Origin of the sequence: Micromonospora sp. NPDC049114, from assembly GCF_040648635.1 — a bacterium.
In the GTDB taxonomy this organism is placed as follows: Bacteria; Actinomycetota; Actinomycetes; order Mycobacteriales; family Micromonosporaceae; genus Micromonospora.
Genome location: NZ_JBEZEA010000011.1, coordinates 25,575 through 40,265, shown reverse-complemented (window position 1 = coordinate 40,265; position 14,691 = coordinate 25,575). Strand labels below are relative to the sequence as shown.

Sequence of the window (14,691 nt, the reverse complement as noted above, 5' to 3'; positions counted from 1 at the left end):
GGCCGGACCGTTGGGCTCAGCCGCGGTCGGGGGCCGCGATCTCACGCAGCTGGCCGTCGGCCAGCCGCAACCAGCGCTGCACGCCGATCTCGGCGAGGAACCGTTCGTCGTGGCTGACCACCACAAAGGCCCCCTGGTACGCGGTCAGCGCGCTCTCCAGTTGGGCGACGCTGACCAGGTCCAGGTTGTTGGTCGGCTCGTCGAGCAGCAGCAGCTGCGGTGCCGGTTCGGCGCAGAGCACACAGGCGAGGGTGGCGCGCAGCCGCTCGCCGCCCGAGAGCACCCCGACGGGTAGGTTCACCCGCGCGCCCCGGAACAGGAACCGGGCCAGCAGGTTCATCCGCCTGGCGTCCGGCAGGCTCGGCGCGTACGCGGCGAAGTTCTCCGCTACCGTGCGGTCGAGGTCCAGCAGGTCCAGGCGCTGCGACAGGTACGCGATCCGCCCGTCGGCCCGTTTGATCTCGCCGCCGGCCGGTTCGAGATCGCCGTCGACGAGGCGCAGCAGGGTCGACTTGCCGGCGCCGTTCGCCCCGGTGAGCGCGATCCGCTCCGGCCCCCGGATCACCAGGTCGGCGCCGTCGCCGCCGAACAGCTCCCGATCGTCGAAGCGCGCCCGCATCCCGTGGCCGGAGAAGACCGTCCGTCCGGACGGGACTGTGGTGTCCGGCAGGTCGACGGTGATGGTGTCCTCGTCGCGTACCGCCCGACCGGCCTCGTCGAGACGGGCCCTGGCCTCGCCGAGCCGGGCCGAGTGCGTCCCCTGCGCCTTGCCCGCCGACTCCTGCGCGCTGCGCTTGAGCCCACCGGCGACGATCCGGGCCAGACCGGCGTTCTTCAGATTCTTGGAGGCGTTGCTGGCCCGCCGGTCGGCCCGCTCCCGAGCCTGCTGCATCTCCCGCTTCTCCCGCTTGACCTCCTGCTCGGCGTTGCGCAGGTTGCTCTCGGCCACCTCCCGCGCCGCCTGCACCGCCTCGGTGTACGCGGTGAAGTTGCCCCCGTACCAGGTGATCTCGCCTCGTTCCAGCTCGGCGATGCGGTCCATCCGGTCCAGCAGCTCCCGGTCGTGGCTGACCAGCAGCAGGCACCCGGACCAGTCGGACAGCACGTCGTAGAGCTTGTGCCGAGCCGCCAGGTCCAGGTTGTTGGTCGGCTCGTCGAGCAGCAGGACGTCGGGCCGTCGCAGCAGTTGCGCGGCCAGGCCGAGGGAGATCACCTGACCGCCGCTGAGGGTGTGCAGCCGCCGGTCGAGCGCCAGGTCACCCAGGCCGAGGCGGTCGAGTTCGGCGCGGGTGCGCTCCTCGATGTCCCAGTCGTCACCGATGGTGGCGAAGTGCGCCTCGCTGGCGTCGCCGGCCTCGATGGCGTGCAGGGCCGCGATCCGCTCGGCGACGCCGAGCACCTGGGCCACGGTCAGGTCGCCGACCAGTGGCAGCGTCTGCGGGAGGTACCCGAGTACGCCGTCGACGGTGACGCTCCCGTCGCTGGGCGTCAGCTCCCCGGCGATCAGCCGCAGCAGCGTGCTCTTGCCGGCGCCGTTGGGCGCGACCAGCCCGGTGCGACCGCCCGGGACCGTGAAGGACAGCTCCGAGAAGACCGGGGTGTCGTCCGGCCAGGAGAAGGACAGGTTCGAACAGACGATGTACGCATCAGACATGCGAGTGACCTCAAAGGGTGGGGTGGGCGCGTCCAAGCCGCCCGACGACCAACGGGGACCGGTGAAACGACGTCATGGCCACGGCGGCTGCGTGATTACGCGCCGAGCCGTCGCCGAACATGTCCGGTCTCACCCGGAGATGTCGTCGTCACCCACCATGTCTGGTCTCCCCAGTCGTACCGCTGACCCAACTCCGCAGAGTCTAACAACGGATCTTTCGTCCGCCACCGTAATAGGACGCAGCGCTGGGTGTATAGGCCGGGCTATAGTTGGTCCATGTCTCATTAACCGCCACGTCGCTGGGCGATCAGGACGACAACGGATGTCCGCGACTGGTTGCGATCTCTGCGGCAGACCGATCCGGCGACGTACCGGTCGGTCAACGTGGCGATCGACATGCTTGCGGAGGCGGGCCCTGGCCTGGGGCGTCCGCTGGTCGACACCCTCAGAGGTTCGACCGTCAGCAATCTCAAGGAACTCCGACCGCGGTCCGGAAGGGACGTTGCCGTACGGGTGCTGTTCGTCTTCGACCCCTGGTCCCAGGCCGTGCTGCTGGTGGCCGGCAACAAGGCGGGAGATTGGAATCGGTGGTACGAGAAAGCGATCCCGGTCGCTGAGATCGCGTACGAGGGTTGGTTGGCCTTCGAGAGGAAACGGAGGGAGGGCTGATGAGCGACTTCCAGGACTGGGACGACGTTCGGGCTGAGCTGCACGATGGAGACGATGAAGCGCTCGACGCCGAACGTGCCCGCACCGAGGCGTGGATCAGCGCGTTCCATCTCGCCGAAGAGCGGAAGCGGCTGGGCCTGACTCAGCGGCAGGTGGCCGAGCTGATGGGTGTCACGCCCGGTCGAGTCAGCCAGATCGAGAACGGCGACCTGGAGGCCAATGAGGTCGCGACGCTGAGCCGATACGCACGGGCGCTCGGGGCCCGCATGCGGATCATCTTCGACTACGGCGATGACCTCCGCCAGATCGCTTGATCCGGCGGTGGTCTCGCGGTGCCGACCTGCCGACCCGGGAAAATGACCTCAAGCAGGGAAACCACCCCGGGTAGGGCGCCAGCCCTCTGGCCGTGACGGCGAGGAAGGTCAGCGCATAGTTGCGCATCATCCAGTTCGTAGCCGGGGCCTGCTCAGCGGGGGCGGTATTCGACCTCGGGGCGGCCGGGGGTGCCGTAGCGGGGGCTGCGGACCGCGCGGTCGATCGTCACCAGGTATTCGAGGTAGCGCCGGGCGGTCACCCGGGAGATCCCGGTCGCCGCGCTCACCTCGGTCGCCGACAGTCCCGCCTGCGGGCCGGTCCCGTCGGCCAGCGCCCCGCGTACCCGATTGAGGGTCTGCGCGTCCAGGCCCTTGGGCAGGCTGTGCCCGGCGGTGCCGCGCAGGGTGGCGAACATCCGGTCCACGTCGTGCTGGGCGGTGACCTCACCGTCGGCGAGCGCCTGGGCGCGGTAGTCGGCGTAGCGCTCCAGCTTGTCGCGGAACGCCGCGAACGTGAACGGTTTGAGCAGGTAGTGGGTCACCCCGAGGGACACCGCGGTGCGCACCACCGCCAGGTCCCGCGCGGACGTCACCGCGAGCACGTCGACGCTGCTGCCGGCCGCGCGCAGCGCCCGGCAGACGTCCAGGCCGTGCAGGTCGGGCAGCCGAAAATCCAGGAGTACGAGGTCCACGTCACCGCCGCCACCCGCGCGCAGGGCCGCCATCGCGGCCCGCGCGGTGTGCGCCACCCCGACGACCACGAAACCCGGAACCCGTTCGGTGTACGCGGCGTGCGCCTCGGCCAGCAGCGGCTCGTCCTCGACGACAAGCACCCGGATGTCGGTCATCGCGGTGCACCGCCGACCGGTAGGCGGACCGTGAACAGGCTGCCGCCGTCGTCCGAGCGGCCCACCTCGTAGCGGCCACCGTGGCGGCGGACCACCTGCCCGATCAGTGCCAGACCGAGGCCCCGCCCGGTGCTCTTGGTGGACCAGCCGCGCCGGAACGCGTCCGCCACCCGGTCCTCGGCCAGCCCCGGCCCGCTGTCGGCGACCCGGACCATCAGCTCGTCGTCGAGCGCGCCGACGAAGACCCGTACGGTGCGCGGCGCCGGCGTGCCGGCGACCGCCTCCAGGGCGTTGTCGATCAGGTTGCCGACGACGGTGAGCAGGTCGTTGGTCGGTAGCGGGCTGTCGTCGAGGCGGCAGTCCGGCTCGATGACGAGGTCCACGCCGCGCTCGCCGGCCTGGGCGGACTTGCCGAGCAGCAGCGCGGCCAGGGCCGGCTCGGTGACCGCGTCGACCACCCGGTCGGTGAGCTGTTGCGCGAGGGCCAGGTCCCGGGTGCCGAGCCGGACCGCCTCGTCGGCGCGGCCCAGCTCCACAAGGGTGAGGACGGTGTGCAGGCGGTTGGCCGACTCGTGGGTCTGCGCCTGCAACGCCTCGGTCAGCGCGCGGACCGAGTCCAGCTCGCTGGCGAGCGTGCGCAGCTCGGTCTGGTCGCGCAGGGTCAGTACGGTGCCGAGCGCCGCGCCCTCGAAGCGGGCGGTCCGCTGGTTGGCCACCAGCACCCGGTCGCCGGCCAGCATGGGCTCGTCGAGGGCGTCGCGCCCGGAGTCGAGCAGCTCGGCCACGGCGGGCGGCAGGTCGATCCCGACCACCGGCTGGTCGGTGACCGGTTCGTCGGCGCCGAGACCGAGCAACCGGCGGCCCTCGTCGTTGATCAGCGCCACCCGCCGATCGGTGGTCAGCACCACGAGGCCCTCGCGCACCGAGTGCAGGACCGCGTCGTAGTACTCGTACATCCGGGTCATCTGCGCCGGCCCCAGGCCGTGGGTCTGGCGGCGCAGCCGGCGGCTGAGCAGCCACGACCCGGTCGCCGCAAGCGCGAGCGCCGGCGCGGCGACGCCGAGCAGCACGGGGAGCTGGCGCAGCAGTTTGCGGTTGATGGCCCGGGTGGTGATACCCACCGAGACCAGGCCGACGATGCGCCGCTGCTCGTCGTACACCGGCACGACCGCGCGCACCGACTCGCCGAGCGTCCCGACGTTCGTGGTGGTGAACGGGTGACCCGCCAGGGCGGGCCCGATGTCGCCGACGAACGGCTCGCCGATGAGCTCCCGGGTCGGGTGCGAGAAACGGGTGCGGTCGGGGGCCATCACGACAACGAAGTCGGTGCCCGTGGCCTTGCGGGTCGATTCGGCGTACGGCTGCAGGATGCGGGCCGGGTCGGCGGTCGTGAGGGCCGCGCGGACGTCGGGGGAGCCGGCCACGGTCTGCGCCACGGCGAGCACCTCCTCCTGCGCGGCCTGGCGGGAGTCGACGCGGGCCAGCCAGACGGCGCCCGCCGCGCCGGCCAGCACGAGCAGCGTCACCACCACCGCCTGGAGGGCGAACAGCTGTCCCGCGATGCTCCACTGCCGTCGGGCCACCTCCATCACCTCCGTGTGGTTTTCGCGGTGAACAGAATGACCGCAAGGATGTCAACGGGTGAGACGCGCTTCACATTGTCGACATGGACACCACCGCATCCACCACCACGGCGGAGCCGTCGGCCCGCCGGGACCGTACCCGTTACCTGTACCTGGCCGTCATCGTGGCCGTGCTCGCCGGCATCGTGGTCGGCCTGGTCGCCCCCGATTTCGGCAAGGAACTCAAGCCGATCGGCACGGGCTTCGTCAACCTGATCAAGATGATGATCAGCCCGGTCATCTTCTGCACGATCGTGCTGGGCGTCGGCTCCGTCCGGCAGGCCGCGAAGGTCGGCAAGGTCGGCGGCCTGGCGCTGGGCTACTTCCTGACCATGTCGACCGTCGCGCTCGCCATCGGTCTGGTCGTCGGCAACCTCATCCACCCCGGCTCCGGCCTGGACCTCGGCCAGGACCTCGCAGGCGCGGGCAAGGCCGCCGCCGGAGACGAGGCCGGCGGTACGACGGAGTTCCTGCTCGGGATCATCCCGACCACGCTCTTCTCCGCGCTCACCGAGGGGGAGGTGCTCCAGACGCTGCTGGTGGCCCTGCTCGTCGGCTTCGCGGTGCAGGCGATGGGCCGGCGCGGTGAGCCCGTGCTCGGCGCGATCGCCGTCATCCAGCGGGTCGTCTTCAAGGTCCTTGCCATGATCATGTGGCTGGCGCCGGTCGGCGCGTTCGGCGCGATGGCCGCCGTCGTCGGCGCGACAGGCGTGGACGCCCTCAAGAGCCTCGCCCAGATCATGCTCGGCTTCTACGCCACCTGTCTGATCTTCGTGCTGGTCGTCCTGGGCGCGCTGCTGTGGTTCGTGGCCCGGATCTCGATCTTCTCGCTGCTGCGGTACCTGGGCCGGGAGTTCCTGCTGATCCTGTCGACGTCCTCGTCGGAGTCGGCGCTGCCGCGGCTGATCGCCAAGATGGAGCACTTCGGCGTGAGCAAGCCGGTCGTGGGCATCACGGTGCCGACCGGGTACTCGTTCAACCTCGACGGCACGGCGATCTACCTGACGATGGCGTCGCTGTTCATCGCCGACGCGCTCGGCAACCCGCTCTCCATCGGCGAGCAGATCTCGCTGCTGCTGTTCATGATCATCGCCTCGAAGGGCGCGGCGGGCGTTACCGGCGCGGGCATCGCGACCCTGGCCGGCGGGCTCCAGTCGCACCGCCCGGACCTGGTGGACGGCGTCGGCCTGATCGTGGGCATCGACCGGTTCATGTCGGAGGCCCGTGCGCTGACCAACTTCGCCGGCAACGCGGTGGCGACAGTCCTGGTGGGCACCTGGACCGGTGAGTTCGACCGGGACCGGGCGGCCGGAGTGCTGCGCGGCGACGACCCGTTCGACGAGGCCACGATGCTCGACGACCATGACGAGGACGAGTCGCCGGCACGCCCCGACGAGGCGTCCGCGCCTGCCGGCGTCCCGGCCTGACCCGGTCACGAGCGTGATCGACACGGGATCGGCGCCTTGATCGACACGAGTTCGGCGAAACCGGGGTATCCGAACGCGGCGGACCCCCCGATTTCGCTGAACTCGTGTCGATCACCGCCGAGAGGCGCCGGCAGCGCGCCGGCCCGATCACCCTCGATCACGTGCCGCCTGCAACGCCGCCGCGACCTGGATGACATCCAGATCGACGACGACTTCCTCGCCGTCAGGAACACCGCGAGAGTTGATCGCCAGGCCGATCAGAGCCAACTCTGCGGCATCGTTGCGCAGGTCGTGCTCTTCGCATGTCTCCTCACTGATCCCACCCAGTTCCTCGCGCTCCCAGGCGCCGACCGCGGAATCAGCCACAGGCTGGGGTAACCGCACGCTGATCCGACTGGTCTGAGTTTCGAGATGAGCCCCGATCGCCGCCAGCACGATTCGGTCCTCTTGGTACCGCACGTACTGCTCATGATCCTTCACGTCCGCAGAGAGTACTCAGGCTCGGTGCACGGTTATGGGTTGCCGGTGAAGCGCGAGAACTCGTGACGTGAGGCGAGATCGTTGGGGCCAAAACGGTGATTGCGGTGCTTCGGTTGATTGCCCGACAAGCACGCGGGAGTTGTGGGCGGGCGCCCAGGACCCATGGTGCCTCTATGGCTGCGGTGGGGGAGGGGCGAGCCAGGCGAGCGGTTGCCCTGCGAGAGCGGCGTCGGCGAGGCGTTGAGCGGAGGTCGTCTTGAGGGCCCCACGCGAGCTGTCGATCCAGCGTTGGACGTTGTCGATGCCCTGATGGCGATACTCGACAGCTTGAACAAGGCATTCCAGCTTGTCGGCGTCGCGGGCGACGATGGCTTCCAGAGTTTCCTGGGCCTCGTACTCGGTGACCGCAGCCGTGATCGTGTCGGCGACGGCGGGCGGGCAGTCGGCGACCTGGTCGGCGGTGACAGCGGTGTTCGGCGCTGCGCTGAGGTAGCGCTTCGCGATGTGGGGTATGTCAGTGATTCGGGTTTCCTGGGTGTCGTGCAGGACGCACATCATCGACACCCGGGCTGGGTCGGCCCCTTCCATCGCGGCAAGCATCATGCCGATGAGGGCCGTGCGAAACGAATGCTCGGCAATGGACTCGGGGTGCCTGACGCCAGCGAACCACCAGCCGGTGCGAGCTGCACGCTTGAGGACGCCTGCCTCGAAGATGAAGTTCATGGCGCCGGTGGCGTCGTCGTGGTCGTCGCTCATCTGCCCGTCCCTGTGCCGGTAAGTCCGTCGGTGCGCAGGCTGTAGACGATAGACGTTAATTCTCTTCGGGACTGCTCTGAGATCGAGCGGCCGTCGAGGAGGGCAGCACTCCGTTCGATGAGTGATCGGCCGACTGCGGGGTGGTCGAGCGCGAGTTGGCGTCGGGCGGTCAGCAGTGCCCAGGTGTTGTGAATGTTGAGGTCCACGAAGGCGCGGCTGCCGTCCAGGCGTTCGACCAGGTGTCGCAGGAGTCGAAAGCCCCGCCAGTCGGAGAGCGCTGTCGGCATGAAGGAATCGTCGCGCTGGCGGTACGGGATCTCGCCGACCCAGTAGGCCGAGTAGTTCAGGGCGGCGCGTTCGCAGGCGTCGTCGGGGTGTGCGCGGGCGATGAAGTGTCGTAGCGGCTCGGGATCGCCCTGATTCGCAAGAGACGTCGCCAATGAGCGGGCATCGGGCCACAGCGGTGTCCACGTGTGAAACCTGGTGGGTGGACGGCTGTTCTTCGCGTTGTGCTGCGTCAGCCAGGCCGCAGACGTGCCCGTGGGGTCCGTGCCGGCCAGGAAGCACGCCTGCCGATGGAGTACGACGTTGGGGTCGCGACGGCTGACGGCGCGCTCAGCGAGGACGCGGAGGTGCGTGAAGAAGGCGGCGCGTTCTTCCACGGGTATCAGCGGGCCGGCGGCCACCGGTCCACGCCGACAGCCGCGGAGCGCGAGGTCTCGCAGAAACGGCGGTGGTTGCCCGATCACCGCCCAGAGGACGAGGTCGGTCAGGCGCTGGGTAAGTACTGACCAGCCCAGCGGCTGCTGGTTGACGTCGCTCCGTTCGGCGTGGGTATCGAGCACCGCAGCCAGGATGAAGTCGGCCTCGGCGGCATCGTCGAGAGCGTCCAACAGGACGGCGTTGGCACCGAGCGTGGTCAGTTTCTGGCGGATCGCGATTGCCTGGCCGAACGCGACTGAGGTGAAGGGCCGCCGTCCCGATTCCCAACTCTGGACTGTTGCCCTCTCCACACCCAACTCGACCGCAAGGTGCTCCTGAGTCGCGGGGATGGATTCGCGGATCAGCTTCAGCAGATATCCGGTTACGCCGCCGCGTCGGCAGTGCGCGTGCCCCTGGGTCGCCATCCCGACATCCCTACGTTGACCGTTGGTCGACGTTCCAGTCCCGGCGTCTGCGTGGACCGACATGGCCTGGCCTGCTCACTCGTACTGCTGGTGAGTCCAGCCGACGCCCTAGTGATCGTAGCGTCATAGGTACCGGACGTTCCGTAACCGGCCCCGCCTCAGTGGGTCGGTCATGTCGTGCTGCCCGACCCGGCCAACGGAGACATCGATGAAGAACACCTCACTACCAAGGCAACGAGTTTCCTACGACCAGTACCTGTCAGCGGTTGCGATGACCCTGGCCCGGCGGCACCGCCCGGTGTGGTCCTGGCGTAGATGGCGATGGACATGCCGGTGCGGCGCAAACCTCCCCTGCCGGAATCGGCACCGCATCCCGATCAGCCGAGGCCACTGGCCGAGGGAGCAACAGTGAACGGCGACCGGGAGCGCCGGAACACCAGCACGTCGCGGCAGGATCAGATGCGGAGGTCAACGCCGAGCATGCACGGGCCGGTGCTACCGATCTGGAGTTGCGGGGCGTGCGATGCGCCGTGGCCGTGTCCGCCCCGACGGCGTGAACTGAGCGCCGAGTTCGATGGGGCTTCGCTGTCGCTTGCCATCTACATGGGAGCGCAACTGGTCCGCGCCTCAGCCGACCTGACCTGGGCACCGGTAGAGGCACTGCACCGGCGCTTTCTGGGCTGGGTGCGGTGAGCATCCTTCGGCCCGGAGACGAGAAGTACCACTACAGCGACGGGTCGCACAGGTGGATCCCGCCCGATCCCGGCTACGACCAGGCGGTCTGGGACGAGCAGGTCCGCCAGCACAAGCAGGGCCACCTGCGCAACGAGCGCCCGAAGGTCCGCATCCGACGGCTCGTGTGACGCGTCGATGCGTCAGCTCGTTGCTCCCAGCGCCGCCGTGCAGAACTCGGCTGGTGGCAGGTATTCGTGGGCGGCGACGTAGTGGAGCAGGAGCTGGGGTGCGGCGTACACGACGCCGTCGCCCCGGACCTCGAATTCGGCGCTCTCGCGGGCGATCACGCCCTGCCGGATGGCTTCCCTGGCGTCCCCGCCCAGGTCCCGGATGCAGATTTCGCAGTAGTGGTACCCGCGTGTCTGGCGGACCCGCGCCTTGGCCAGTGCCGTCAGAGCGGGCATCAACCAGTCCGGGGCAGCGCCGGTCGGGTACGGATGCGCGGCATCCAGCCAACCGACGTTGAGCAGCGGCAGGTCTGGCCACGGCTCGTCGGCTGCCCCTGGCTCGTCCTCGTGCCGCTCCAGGTACGTGTACGGCGTCAGGTCCGCGAAGTAGGTCACGCGCCATACGTACCATCGGCATGCCTGGATCGGGTCGGCGACCCTTGAGGATCGGTTGCGGTTGCGCCGGTCGTGTCGTGACAGTGACCTGCTCCCACTGGCTGGGGCGGTGGGCGCCGCCGGCGGTCACCGTCGGTCATCCCCGGTGGGGGGATTCGGTAGTGAGCGGTATACCGCAGAGTCATATTCATACCTCTGCGGTATACCGCTCACCAGCACGTCGACATGGCGTGCAGCCGACGCGGTAGTCCCTTGATCAAGGCCGTCAGGTGTTCTCGGTGGACTTGACAGGCAATGTGTGAGCGTTAACATCGACAACCACCACTGTTTGTCGGGAGGTCCGATGACGCTCGTCCTCGCGCGTTCCACCACTTGGCGGATGGCCGGGCTCACGGCCCTGGTCGTGCTGGTCGCCGTCGGCCTCACCGTCATCTCCCCGAAGCCCGCCGTGGCGTGGGACAACGGCACGGCGAACACCCCGCCGATGGGTTGGAACAGCTACGACTCGTTCAACTGGAGCGTCACCGAGGCGGACGTCCGGGCCAACGCCGACTACATGCGCGACAACCTGCGCCAGCACGGCTGGCAGTACGTCGTCATCGACTGGGCCTGGTACTACCCGGGGCAGCACAACAACAGCCCCAACCAGGACGCCAACCTCAATCCCCGGCTGCGGATGGACGCCAACGGACGGCTGCTGCCGGACACCACCCGGTTTCCCTCGGCGGCGGGCGGCAACGGGTTCAAGCCTCTCGCCGACTACGTGCACGACCAGGGACTGAAGTTCGGCGTCCACTTGATGCGCGGCATCCCTCGGCAGGCGGTCGCGGACAACGTGCCCATCCTCGGCACCACCTGCCGCGCCAACCAGATCAACAACAGCACCACCGCGGCCTGGCTCAACCTGATGTGGGGTCTGAACATGTCCAACGCCTGCGCGCAGGCGTACCTCGACTCGGTCTTCCAGCTCCTGGCCAGCTGGGGTGTCGACTACGTGAAGGTGGACGACATCGCGGCCCCGACGTACCGGCAGGCCGAGGTCGAGGGCTACCGGACGGCGATCCAGCACAGCGGACGGCCGATGGTGCTGAGCCTCTCGCCCGGCGCGACACCGCTGGCCAGTGGCGGCCACGTCCGGGACAACGCGCACATGTGGCGCATCGTCAACGACCTGTGGGACAACTGGTCGTCGCTCGACGCGCTGTTCGACCAGCTGCGCAACTGGACGCCGTACCGGACGACAGGCGCCTGGCCCGACCCGGACATGATCCCGATCGGGCGGCTGTCGAAGTACGGCCCGGTTGGCGCCCCCCGCTACTCCGGGCTCACCGCCGACGAGCAGCGCACGCTGATGACCCTGTGGGCGATCAACCGGGCGCCGCTGATGTGGGGCGGCAACCTGGTCGAGAACCGTGCCGCCGAGCTGGCGTTGATGACCAACGCGGCGGTGCTCGCCGTCGACCAGAACAGCGCCAACAACCGGCAGCTCGTCGGCGGCACCCGGCAGGTGTGGACCGCCGACGTTCCCGGCACCGACCACCGGTACGTGGCGCTGTTCAACCGCGAGAGCGCGACCGCCAACGTCTCGGTGAACCTGGCCGATCTGGGCATCGGCTCGGCCACCGTCACCGACCTGTGGACCGGCGCCGGTCTCGGCACCGTCACCGGCACCCTCACCCGCTCCATCCCCGCCCACGGCAGCGGCCTGTACCGCGTGGCACCGCTGACCACCGCCCCCACGCCGACCACCTACACGGTGGCCGCGCGGCACAGCGGCAAGCTCCTGGACGTCTTCAACGCGTCCACCGCCGACGGCGCGAACGTCGTCCAGTGGGGCGCGAACGGGCAGGCCAACCAGCGGTGGCGGTTCTCCGACGCCGGCGGCGGCTACGCGACGGTGACAAGCGTCAGCAGCGGCAAGTGTCTCGACGTGTACGGCGGCGCGGGTGCGACAGCCGACGGCGTCCGTGTGATCCAGTGGACCTGCAACGGCGGCACCAACCAGCAGTGGCGCGTCGAGGACCTCGGAACCGGCTACGTCAGGCTCGTGGCCCGCCACAGCGGGAAGTGCCTCGACGTGCTGAACGCCGCCACGGCGGACGGTGCGCAGGCCGTGCAGTGGACCTGCGGCACCGGCGCCAGCCAGCAATGGCGACGCACCACCGTGTAGCGCTGTCAGCCGGTGGCCTCGCGGCGGTGATGAAGTCGCGAAACGCGCCGCCCCCGGGCGGCCCGGAGAACAATGGTGGGTCGGGAAGGGGTGCCGCGACGAACCGGGGGAGCAGGCGTGCTCGCAACCAGCCTCCTTGGCCGGCTGCGCCGCCGTGACCCGGGGGACGCCGTCCTGCGGCGCGCGGTGCGCCTGACGCTCATCGCGTCAGTCGTCTTCTACGCCTGCCGGTACGGGGCGGGCAGCCCGGTGCTCGCCACGTACGGGCTGTTCGGCACGATCGCCGCCGGGTCGTTCGCGCAGTTGCCCGGTCCGGCGGCGCAGCGGGCGCGGATCCTCGTCATGTCGCTGCCGGCGGTCTGGGCGCTGATCGCGGCCGGCACGCTGTTGGCGTGGAGCACGTGGGCGGCGGCCGGCGGGATGCTTGTCATCGGGTTCGTCGTGGCGTTCGCGGGGGTCGGTAATCCGCGCCTGGTGGGTCTGGCCAGCGCGTTCCAGCTCTTCTACATCCTGGCGTCCTTTCCGCCGTACCAACCGGACACCCTGCCGCAGCGCCTGGGCGGGGTCACGCTCGCGGTCCTGCTGCTCGCCGCGGCCGAGGTGCTGCTCTGGCCCGATCCGGTGCCGGTCACCTTCCGTCAGATGCTCACCCGGGCGGCCGACGGTGTCGGGGCGTTCCTCGACGACGCCGCCGACGCGCTGACCGACCCGCACGCCGGTCCCGGTGGTCGGGACCGCCGGCGCGCACGGGCGTACGACCTGGTGGCCCCGCTCGGTCTGGGCCGCAACCCGCCGGAGCGGGCGCCGACGGCGGCGGGCGCCCAGGACCGGGCGCTGCGGATCTCGGCGACCGCGCTGCGGGAGGTGCTCGTCGAGGCGGACCGGCTCGCGGGGGACGCCCCGCCGGAGCCGATCGGGGATCTGGCGGCGGCGCGGCTGCTGCGCACCTGCGCCGACACGACCCGGGCCGCCGGCCGGAGCCTGTCGCCGGGTGCGCCGCCGGTCGACCTCACCGGTCTGGACGTCGCGATCCGCGCGGCCGAGGCCGCGTACCCGGTCGGACGAGGCGGTGGCGCCGACGCGCCGGACGTACCCCGGATGTGCCGGGACGCGACAGCGCTGGCCCTCGCCGACCACGTGCGGGTCTTCGCCGTCGGCGCCCGGGTCGCCGTCGGGGCCCGGCCCGCCGGGGGCGAGGCGTACCCCAAGCTCTCGAGTACGCGCGACACAGCCCGTGGACGCTGTACTGGTGGCAGTTCCGCTCCCACCTGGCCCCCCGCTCGGCCCACCTGCACAGCGCACTGCGGCTGGCCGTGGCGCTGTCGGTCGCCCGGGTGGCCGCCGGGGTGTTGCAGCTCAACCACGGTTTCTGGGTGCTCCTGGCAACTCTCACGGTCCTGCGGACCTCGGCCGCCGACACCCGCACCGCCCTGCGGCCCGCCGTGTTCGGCACGATCGCGGGCGTCGTCGTCAGCGGCCTGCTGGTGCTGCTCATCGAGCAGCCCATCGTGTACGCCGTCGTGCTGCCGGTCACGCTGCTGCTGGCGTTCGGTGTCGGTCGCCTGTTGGGCCCGGTGTGGCAGCAGGCGCTGTTCACCCTGCTGCTGACGGTCGTGTTCAGCCAGCTCAGCCCCGAGGGCTGGCGGCTCGCCGAGGCGCGGCTTGTCGACGTCGGGCTCGGCGCGGTGATCGGTGTGCTCGCCGGCGTCGCCATGTGGCCGCGCGGCGCGAGCCACGACCTGCGCCACAACGCCGCGCGTTACCTGACGGCCAGCGGGGACGCGGTCGAGCGGACCGTGGAGGCGGTGCTCGGCAATGCGCCGCCGCCCGAGGACGACCTCGATCGGGTCCGCCAGCGGATGGTCCTGGTCGACTCGTCCTACTGCCAGTACCACTCGGAGCGCCACGACCCGCGGCGCGCACGCGTGGACTGGGACGCCGCCCTGGGCGCCGGGCAGCACGTGGTGCCCGGCGCCGAGTCGCTGCTGCGCCGCAACCCGCCCGGCTGCCTCGCCGGCTGGCCGGCGGCGGCGGTGCTGCTGCGGGACGCGGCCGGGCACCTGCGGTCGGCGTACGACGAACTGGCCGGCGAGGTGGCGCAGGGCCGAGCCGCGGGTCCGGTGCCGACCCCGGGCGACTGTGTCGACGAGGTGGACCGGGTCCGTCCGCTGCTCGGCACGGCCGACGCCTCGGCGGTGCGGCACCTGGTGGAGGTCGACCGATGGCTGGCCGGCCTTGCCGACAGCCTCATCCGGATCCACCCACCGGGCGCGGATCAGCGTCGGTGACGTCGCTCCGGGTGGCGAGCGCCGGGTGCCGGGCACAG

At 70.3% G+C, this 14,691-nt stretch carries 14 protein-coding genes and 1 pseudogene; 7 read left to right on the top strand and 8 right to left on the bottom strand.

Annotated elements, in window-relative coordinates:
* Positions 1-16: 16 nt before the first annotated feature.
* Positions 17-1,654, bottom strand: coding sequence for a ribosomal protection-like ABC-F family protein (abc-f, locus tag AB0B39_RS25785; RefSeq protein ID WP_357497569.1), 1,638 nt, complete (start codon positions 1,652-1,654; stop codon positions 17-19).
* A gap of 306 nt (positions 1,655-1,960) precedes the next feature.
* Between abc-f and AB0B39_RS25780 the strand changes: the two genes are divergently transcribed.
* Positions 1,961-2,323 carry a type II toxin-antitoxin system RelE/ParE family toxin gene (locus AB0B39_RS25780; RefSeq protein WP_357575685.1) on the top strand — a complete coding sequence of 121 codons (363 nt, stop codon included), beginning with the start codon at positions 1,961-1,963 and terminating at the stop codon, positions 2,321-2,323.
* Positions 2,323-2,637: a helix-turn-helix transcriptional regulator gene (locus tag AB0B39_RS25775; RefSeq protein ID WP_357497571.1), complete on the top strand. Its 315-nt coding sequence runs from the start codon at positions 2,323-2,325 to the stop codon at positions 2,635-2,637. Before AB0B39_RS25780 ends, AB0B39_RS25775 begins: the two co-directional genes overlap by 1 nt.
* A 152-nt stretch (positions 2,638-2,789) precedes the next feature.
* Here AB0B39_RS25775 and AB0B39_RS25770 read toward each other — a convergent pair whose 3' ends face one another.
* On the bottom strand, positions 2,790-3,485 hold the full coding sequence (locus AB0B39_RS25770) for a response regulator (RefSeq protein WP_357575622.1): 696 nt from the start codon (positions 3,483-3,485) through the stop codon (positions 2,790-2,792).
* Positions 3,482-5,074: a sensor histidine kinase gene (locus AB0B39_RS25765; RefSeq protein ID WP_357575621.1), complete on the bottom strand. Its 1,593-nt coding sequence runs from the start codon at positions 5,072-5,074 to the stop codon at positions 3,482-3,484. Before AB0B39_RS25765 ends, AB0B39_RS25770 begins: the two co-directional genes overlap by 4 nt.
* 77 nt (positions 5,075-5,151) lie before the next feature.
* On the opposite strand from AB0B39_RS25765, the gene AB0B39_RS25760 reads away from it, so the two are divergent.
* A complete protein-coding gene (locus AB0B39_RS25760; RefSeq protein WP_234583548.1) occupies positions 5,152-6,534 on the top strand; it encodes a cation:dicarboxylase symporter family transporter in 1,383 nt (460 codons plus the stop codon).
* 147 nt (positions 6,535-6,681) lie between these two features.
* Here the strand turns inward: AB0B39_RS25760 and AB0B39_RS25755 are convergent, their stop codons facing one another.
* On the bottom strand, positions 6,682-7,014 hold the full coding sequence (locus AB0B39_RS25755) for a hypothetical protein (protein WP_357575620.1): 333 nt from the start codon (positions 7,012-7,014) through the stop codon (positions 6,682-6,684).
* A gap of 47 nt (positions 7,015-7,061) precedes the next feature.
* On the opposite strand from AB0B39_RS25755, the pseudogene AB0B39_RS25750 reads away from it, so the two are divergent.
* A pseudogene (locus tag AB0B39_RS25750) lies at positions 7,062-7,151 on the top strand (NUDIX hydrolase); the annotation flags it as partial.
* A 34-nt stretch (positions 7,152-7,185) separates the two neighbouring features.
* On the opposite strand, the gene AB0B39_RS25745 reads toward AB0B39_RS25750, so the two are convergent.
* Positions 7,186-7,770: an HD domain-containing protein gene (locus AB0B39_RS25745; protein WP_357497579.1), complete on the bottom strand. Its 585-nt coding sequence runs from the start codon at positions 7,768-7,770 to the stop codon at positions 7,186-7,188.
* Positions 7,767-8,897 carry a helix-turn-helix transcriptional regulator gene (locus AB0B39_RS25740; RefSeq protein WP_357497581.1) on the bottom strand — a complete coding sequence of 377 codons (1,131 nt, stop codon included), beginning with the start codon at positions 8,895-8,897 and terminating at the stop codon, positions 7,767-7,769. Before AB0B39_RS25740 ends, AB0B39_RS25745 begins: the two co-directional genes overlap by 4 nt.
* 689 nt (positions 8,898-9,586) lie before the next feature.
* Between AB0B39_RS25740 and AB0B39_RS25735 the strand changes: the two genes are divergently transcribed.
* On the top strand, positions 9,587-9,760 hold the full coding sequence (locus tag AB0B39_RS25735) for a hypothetical protein (RefSeq protein ID WP_357575619.1): 174 nt from the start codon (positions 9,587-9,589) through the stop codon (positions 9,758-9,760).
* 12 nt (positions 9,761-9,772) lie between these two features.
* On the opposite strand, the gene AB0B39_RS25730 is transcribed toward AB0B39_RS25735, so the two are convergent.
* Entirely contained in the window at positions 9,773-10,195 is a 423-nt protein-coding gene (locus AB0B39_RS25730; protein ID WP_357575618.1) for a hypothetical protein, read from the bottom strand.
* Positions 10,196-10,538: 343 nt separating this feature from the next.
* Here AB0B39_RS25730 and AB0B39_RS25725 point away from each other — a divergent pair, with 343 nt between their 5' ends.
* The gene (locus tag AB0B39_RS25725) at positions 10,539-12,365 is read left to right on the top strand and encodes an alpha-galactosidase (protein WP_357575617.1); all 1,827 of its coding nucleotides are present in this window, start codon (positions 10,539-10,541) and stop codon (positions 12,363-12,365) included.
* A 218-nt stretch (positions 12,366-12,583) separates the two neighbouring features.
* Here the strand turns inward: AB0B39_RS25725 and AB0B39_RS25720 are convergent, their stop codons facing one another.
* Entirely contained in the window at positions 12,584-12,796 is a 213-nt protein-coding gene (locus AB0B39_RS25720; RefSeq protein WP_357575616.1) for a hypothetical protein, read from the bottom strand.
* A 669-nt stretch (positions 12,797-13,465) separates the two neighbouring features.
* On the opposite strand from AB0B39_RS25720, the gene AB0B39_RS25715 reads away from it, so the two are divergent.
* Positions 13,466-14,653 carry an FUSC family protein gene (locus AB0B39_RS25715; RefSeq protein WP_357575615.1) on the top strand — a complete coding sequence of 396 codons (1,188 nt, stop codon included), beginning with the start codon at positions 13,466-13,468 and terminating at the stop codon, positions 14,651-14,653.
* Positions 14,654-14,691 lie beyond the last annotated feature (38 nt).

Excerpts from the sequence above, each read along its gene's own strand:
- abc-f (WP_357497569.1), bottom strand. The coding sequence starts at position 1,654 with ATGTCTGATGCGTACATCGTCTGTTCGAACCTGTCCTTCTCCTGGCCG.
- AB0B39_RS25740 (WP_357497581.1), bottom strand. The coding sequence starts at position 8,897 with ATGGCGACCCAGGGGCACGCGCACTGCCGACGCGGCGGCGTAACCGGA.
- AB0B39_RS25765 (WP_357575621.1), bottom strand. The coding sequence starts at position 5,074 with ATGGAGGTGGCCCGACGGCAGTGGAGCATCGCGGGACAGCTGTTCGCC.
- AB0B39_RS25745 (WP_357497579.1), bottom strand. The coding sequence starts at position 7,770 with ATGAGCGACGACCACGACGACGCCACCGGCGCCATGAACTTCATCTTC.
- AB0B39_RS25725 (WP_357575617.1), top strand. The coding sequence starts at position 10,539 with ATGACGCTCGTCCTCGCGCGTTCCACCACTTGGCGGATGGCCGGGCTC.
- AB0B39_RS25760 (WP_234583548.1), top strand. The coding sequence starts at position 5,152 with ATGGACACCACCGCATCCACCACCACGGCGGAGCCGTCGGCCCGCCGG.
- AB0B39_RS25770 (WP_357575622.1), bottom strand. The coding sequence starts at position 3,485 with ATGACCGACATCCGGGTGCTTGTCGTCGAGGACGAGCCGCTGCTGGCC.
- AB0B39_RS25775 (WP_357497571.1), top strand. The coding sequence starts at position 2,323 with ATGAGCGACTTCCAGGACTGGGACGACGTTCGGGCTGAGCTGCACGAT.
- AB0B39_RS25720 (WP_357575616.1), bottom strand. The coding sequence starts at position 12,796 with ATGACAAGCATCCCGCCGGCCGCCGCCCACGTGCTCCACGCCAACAGC.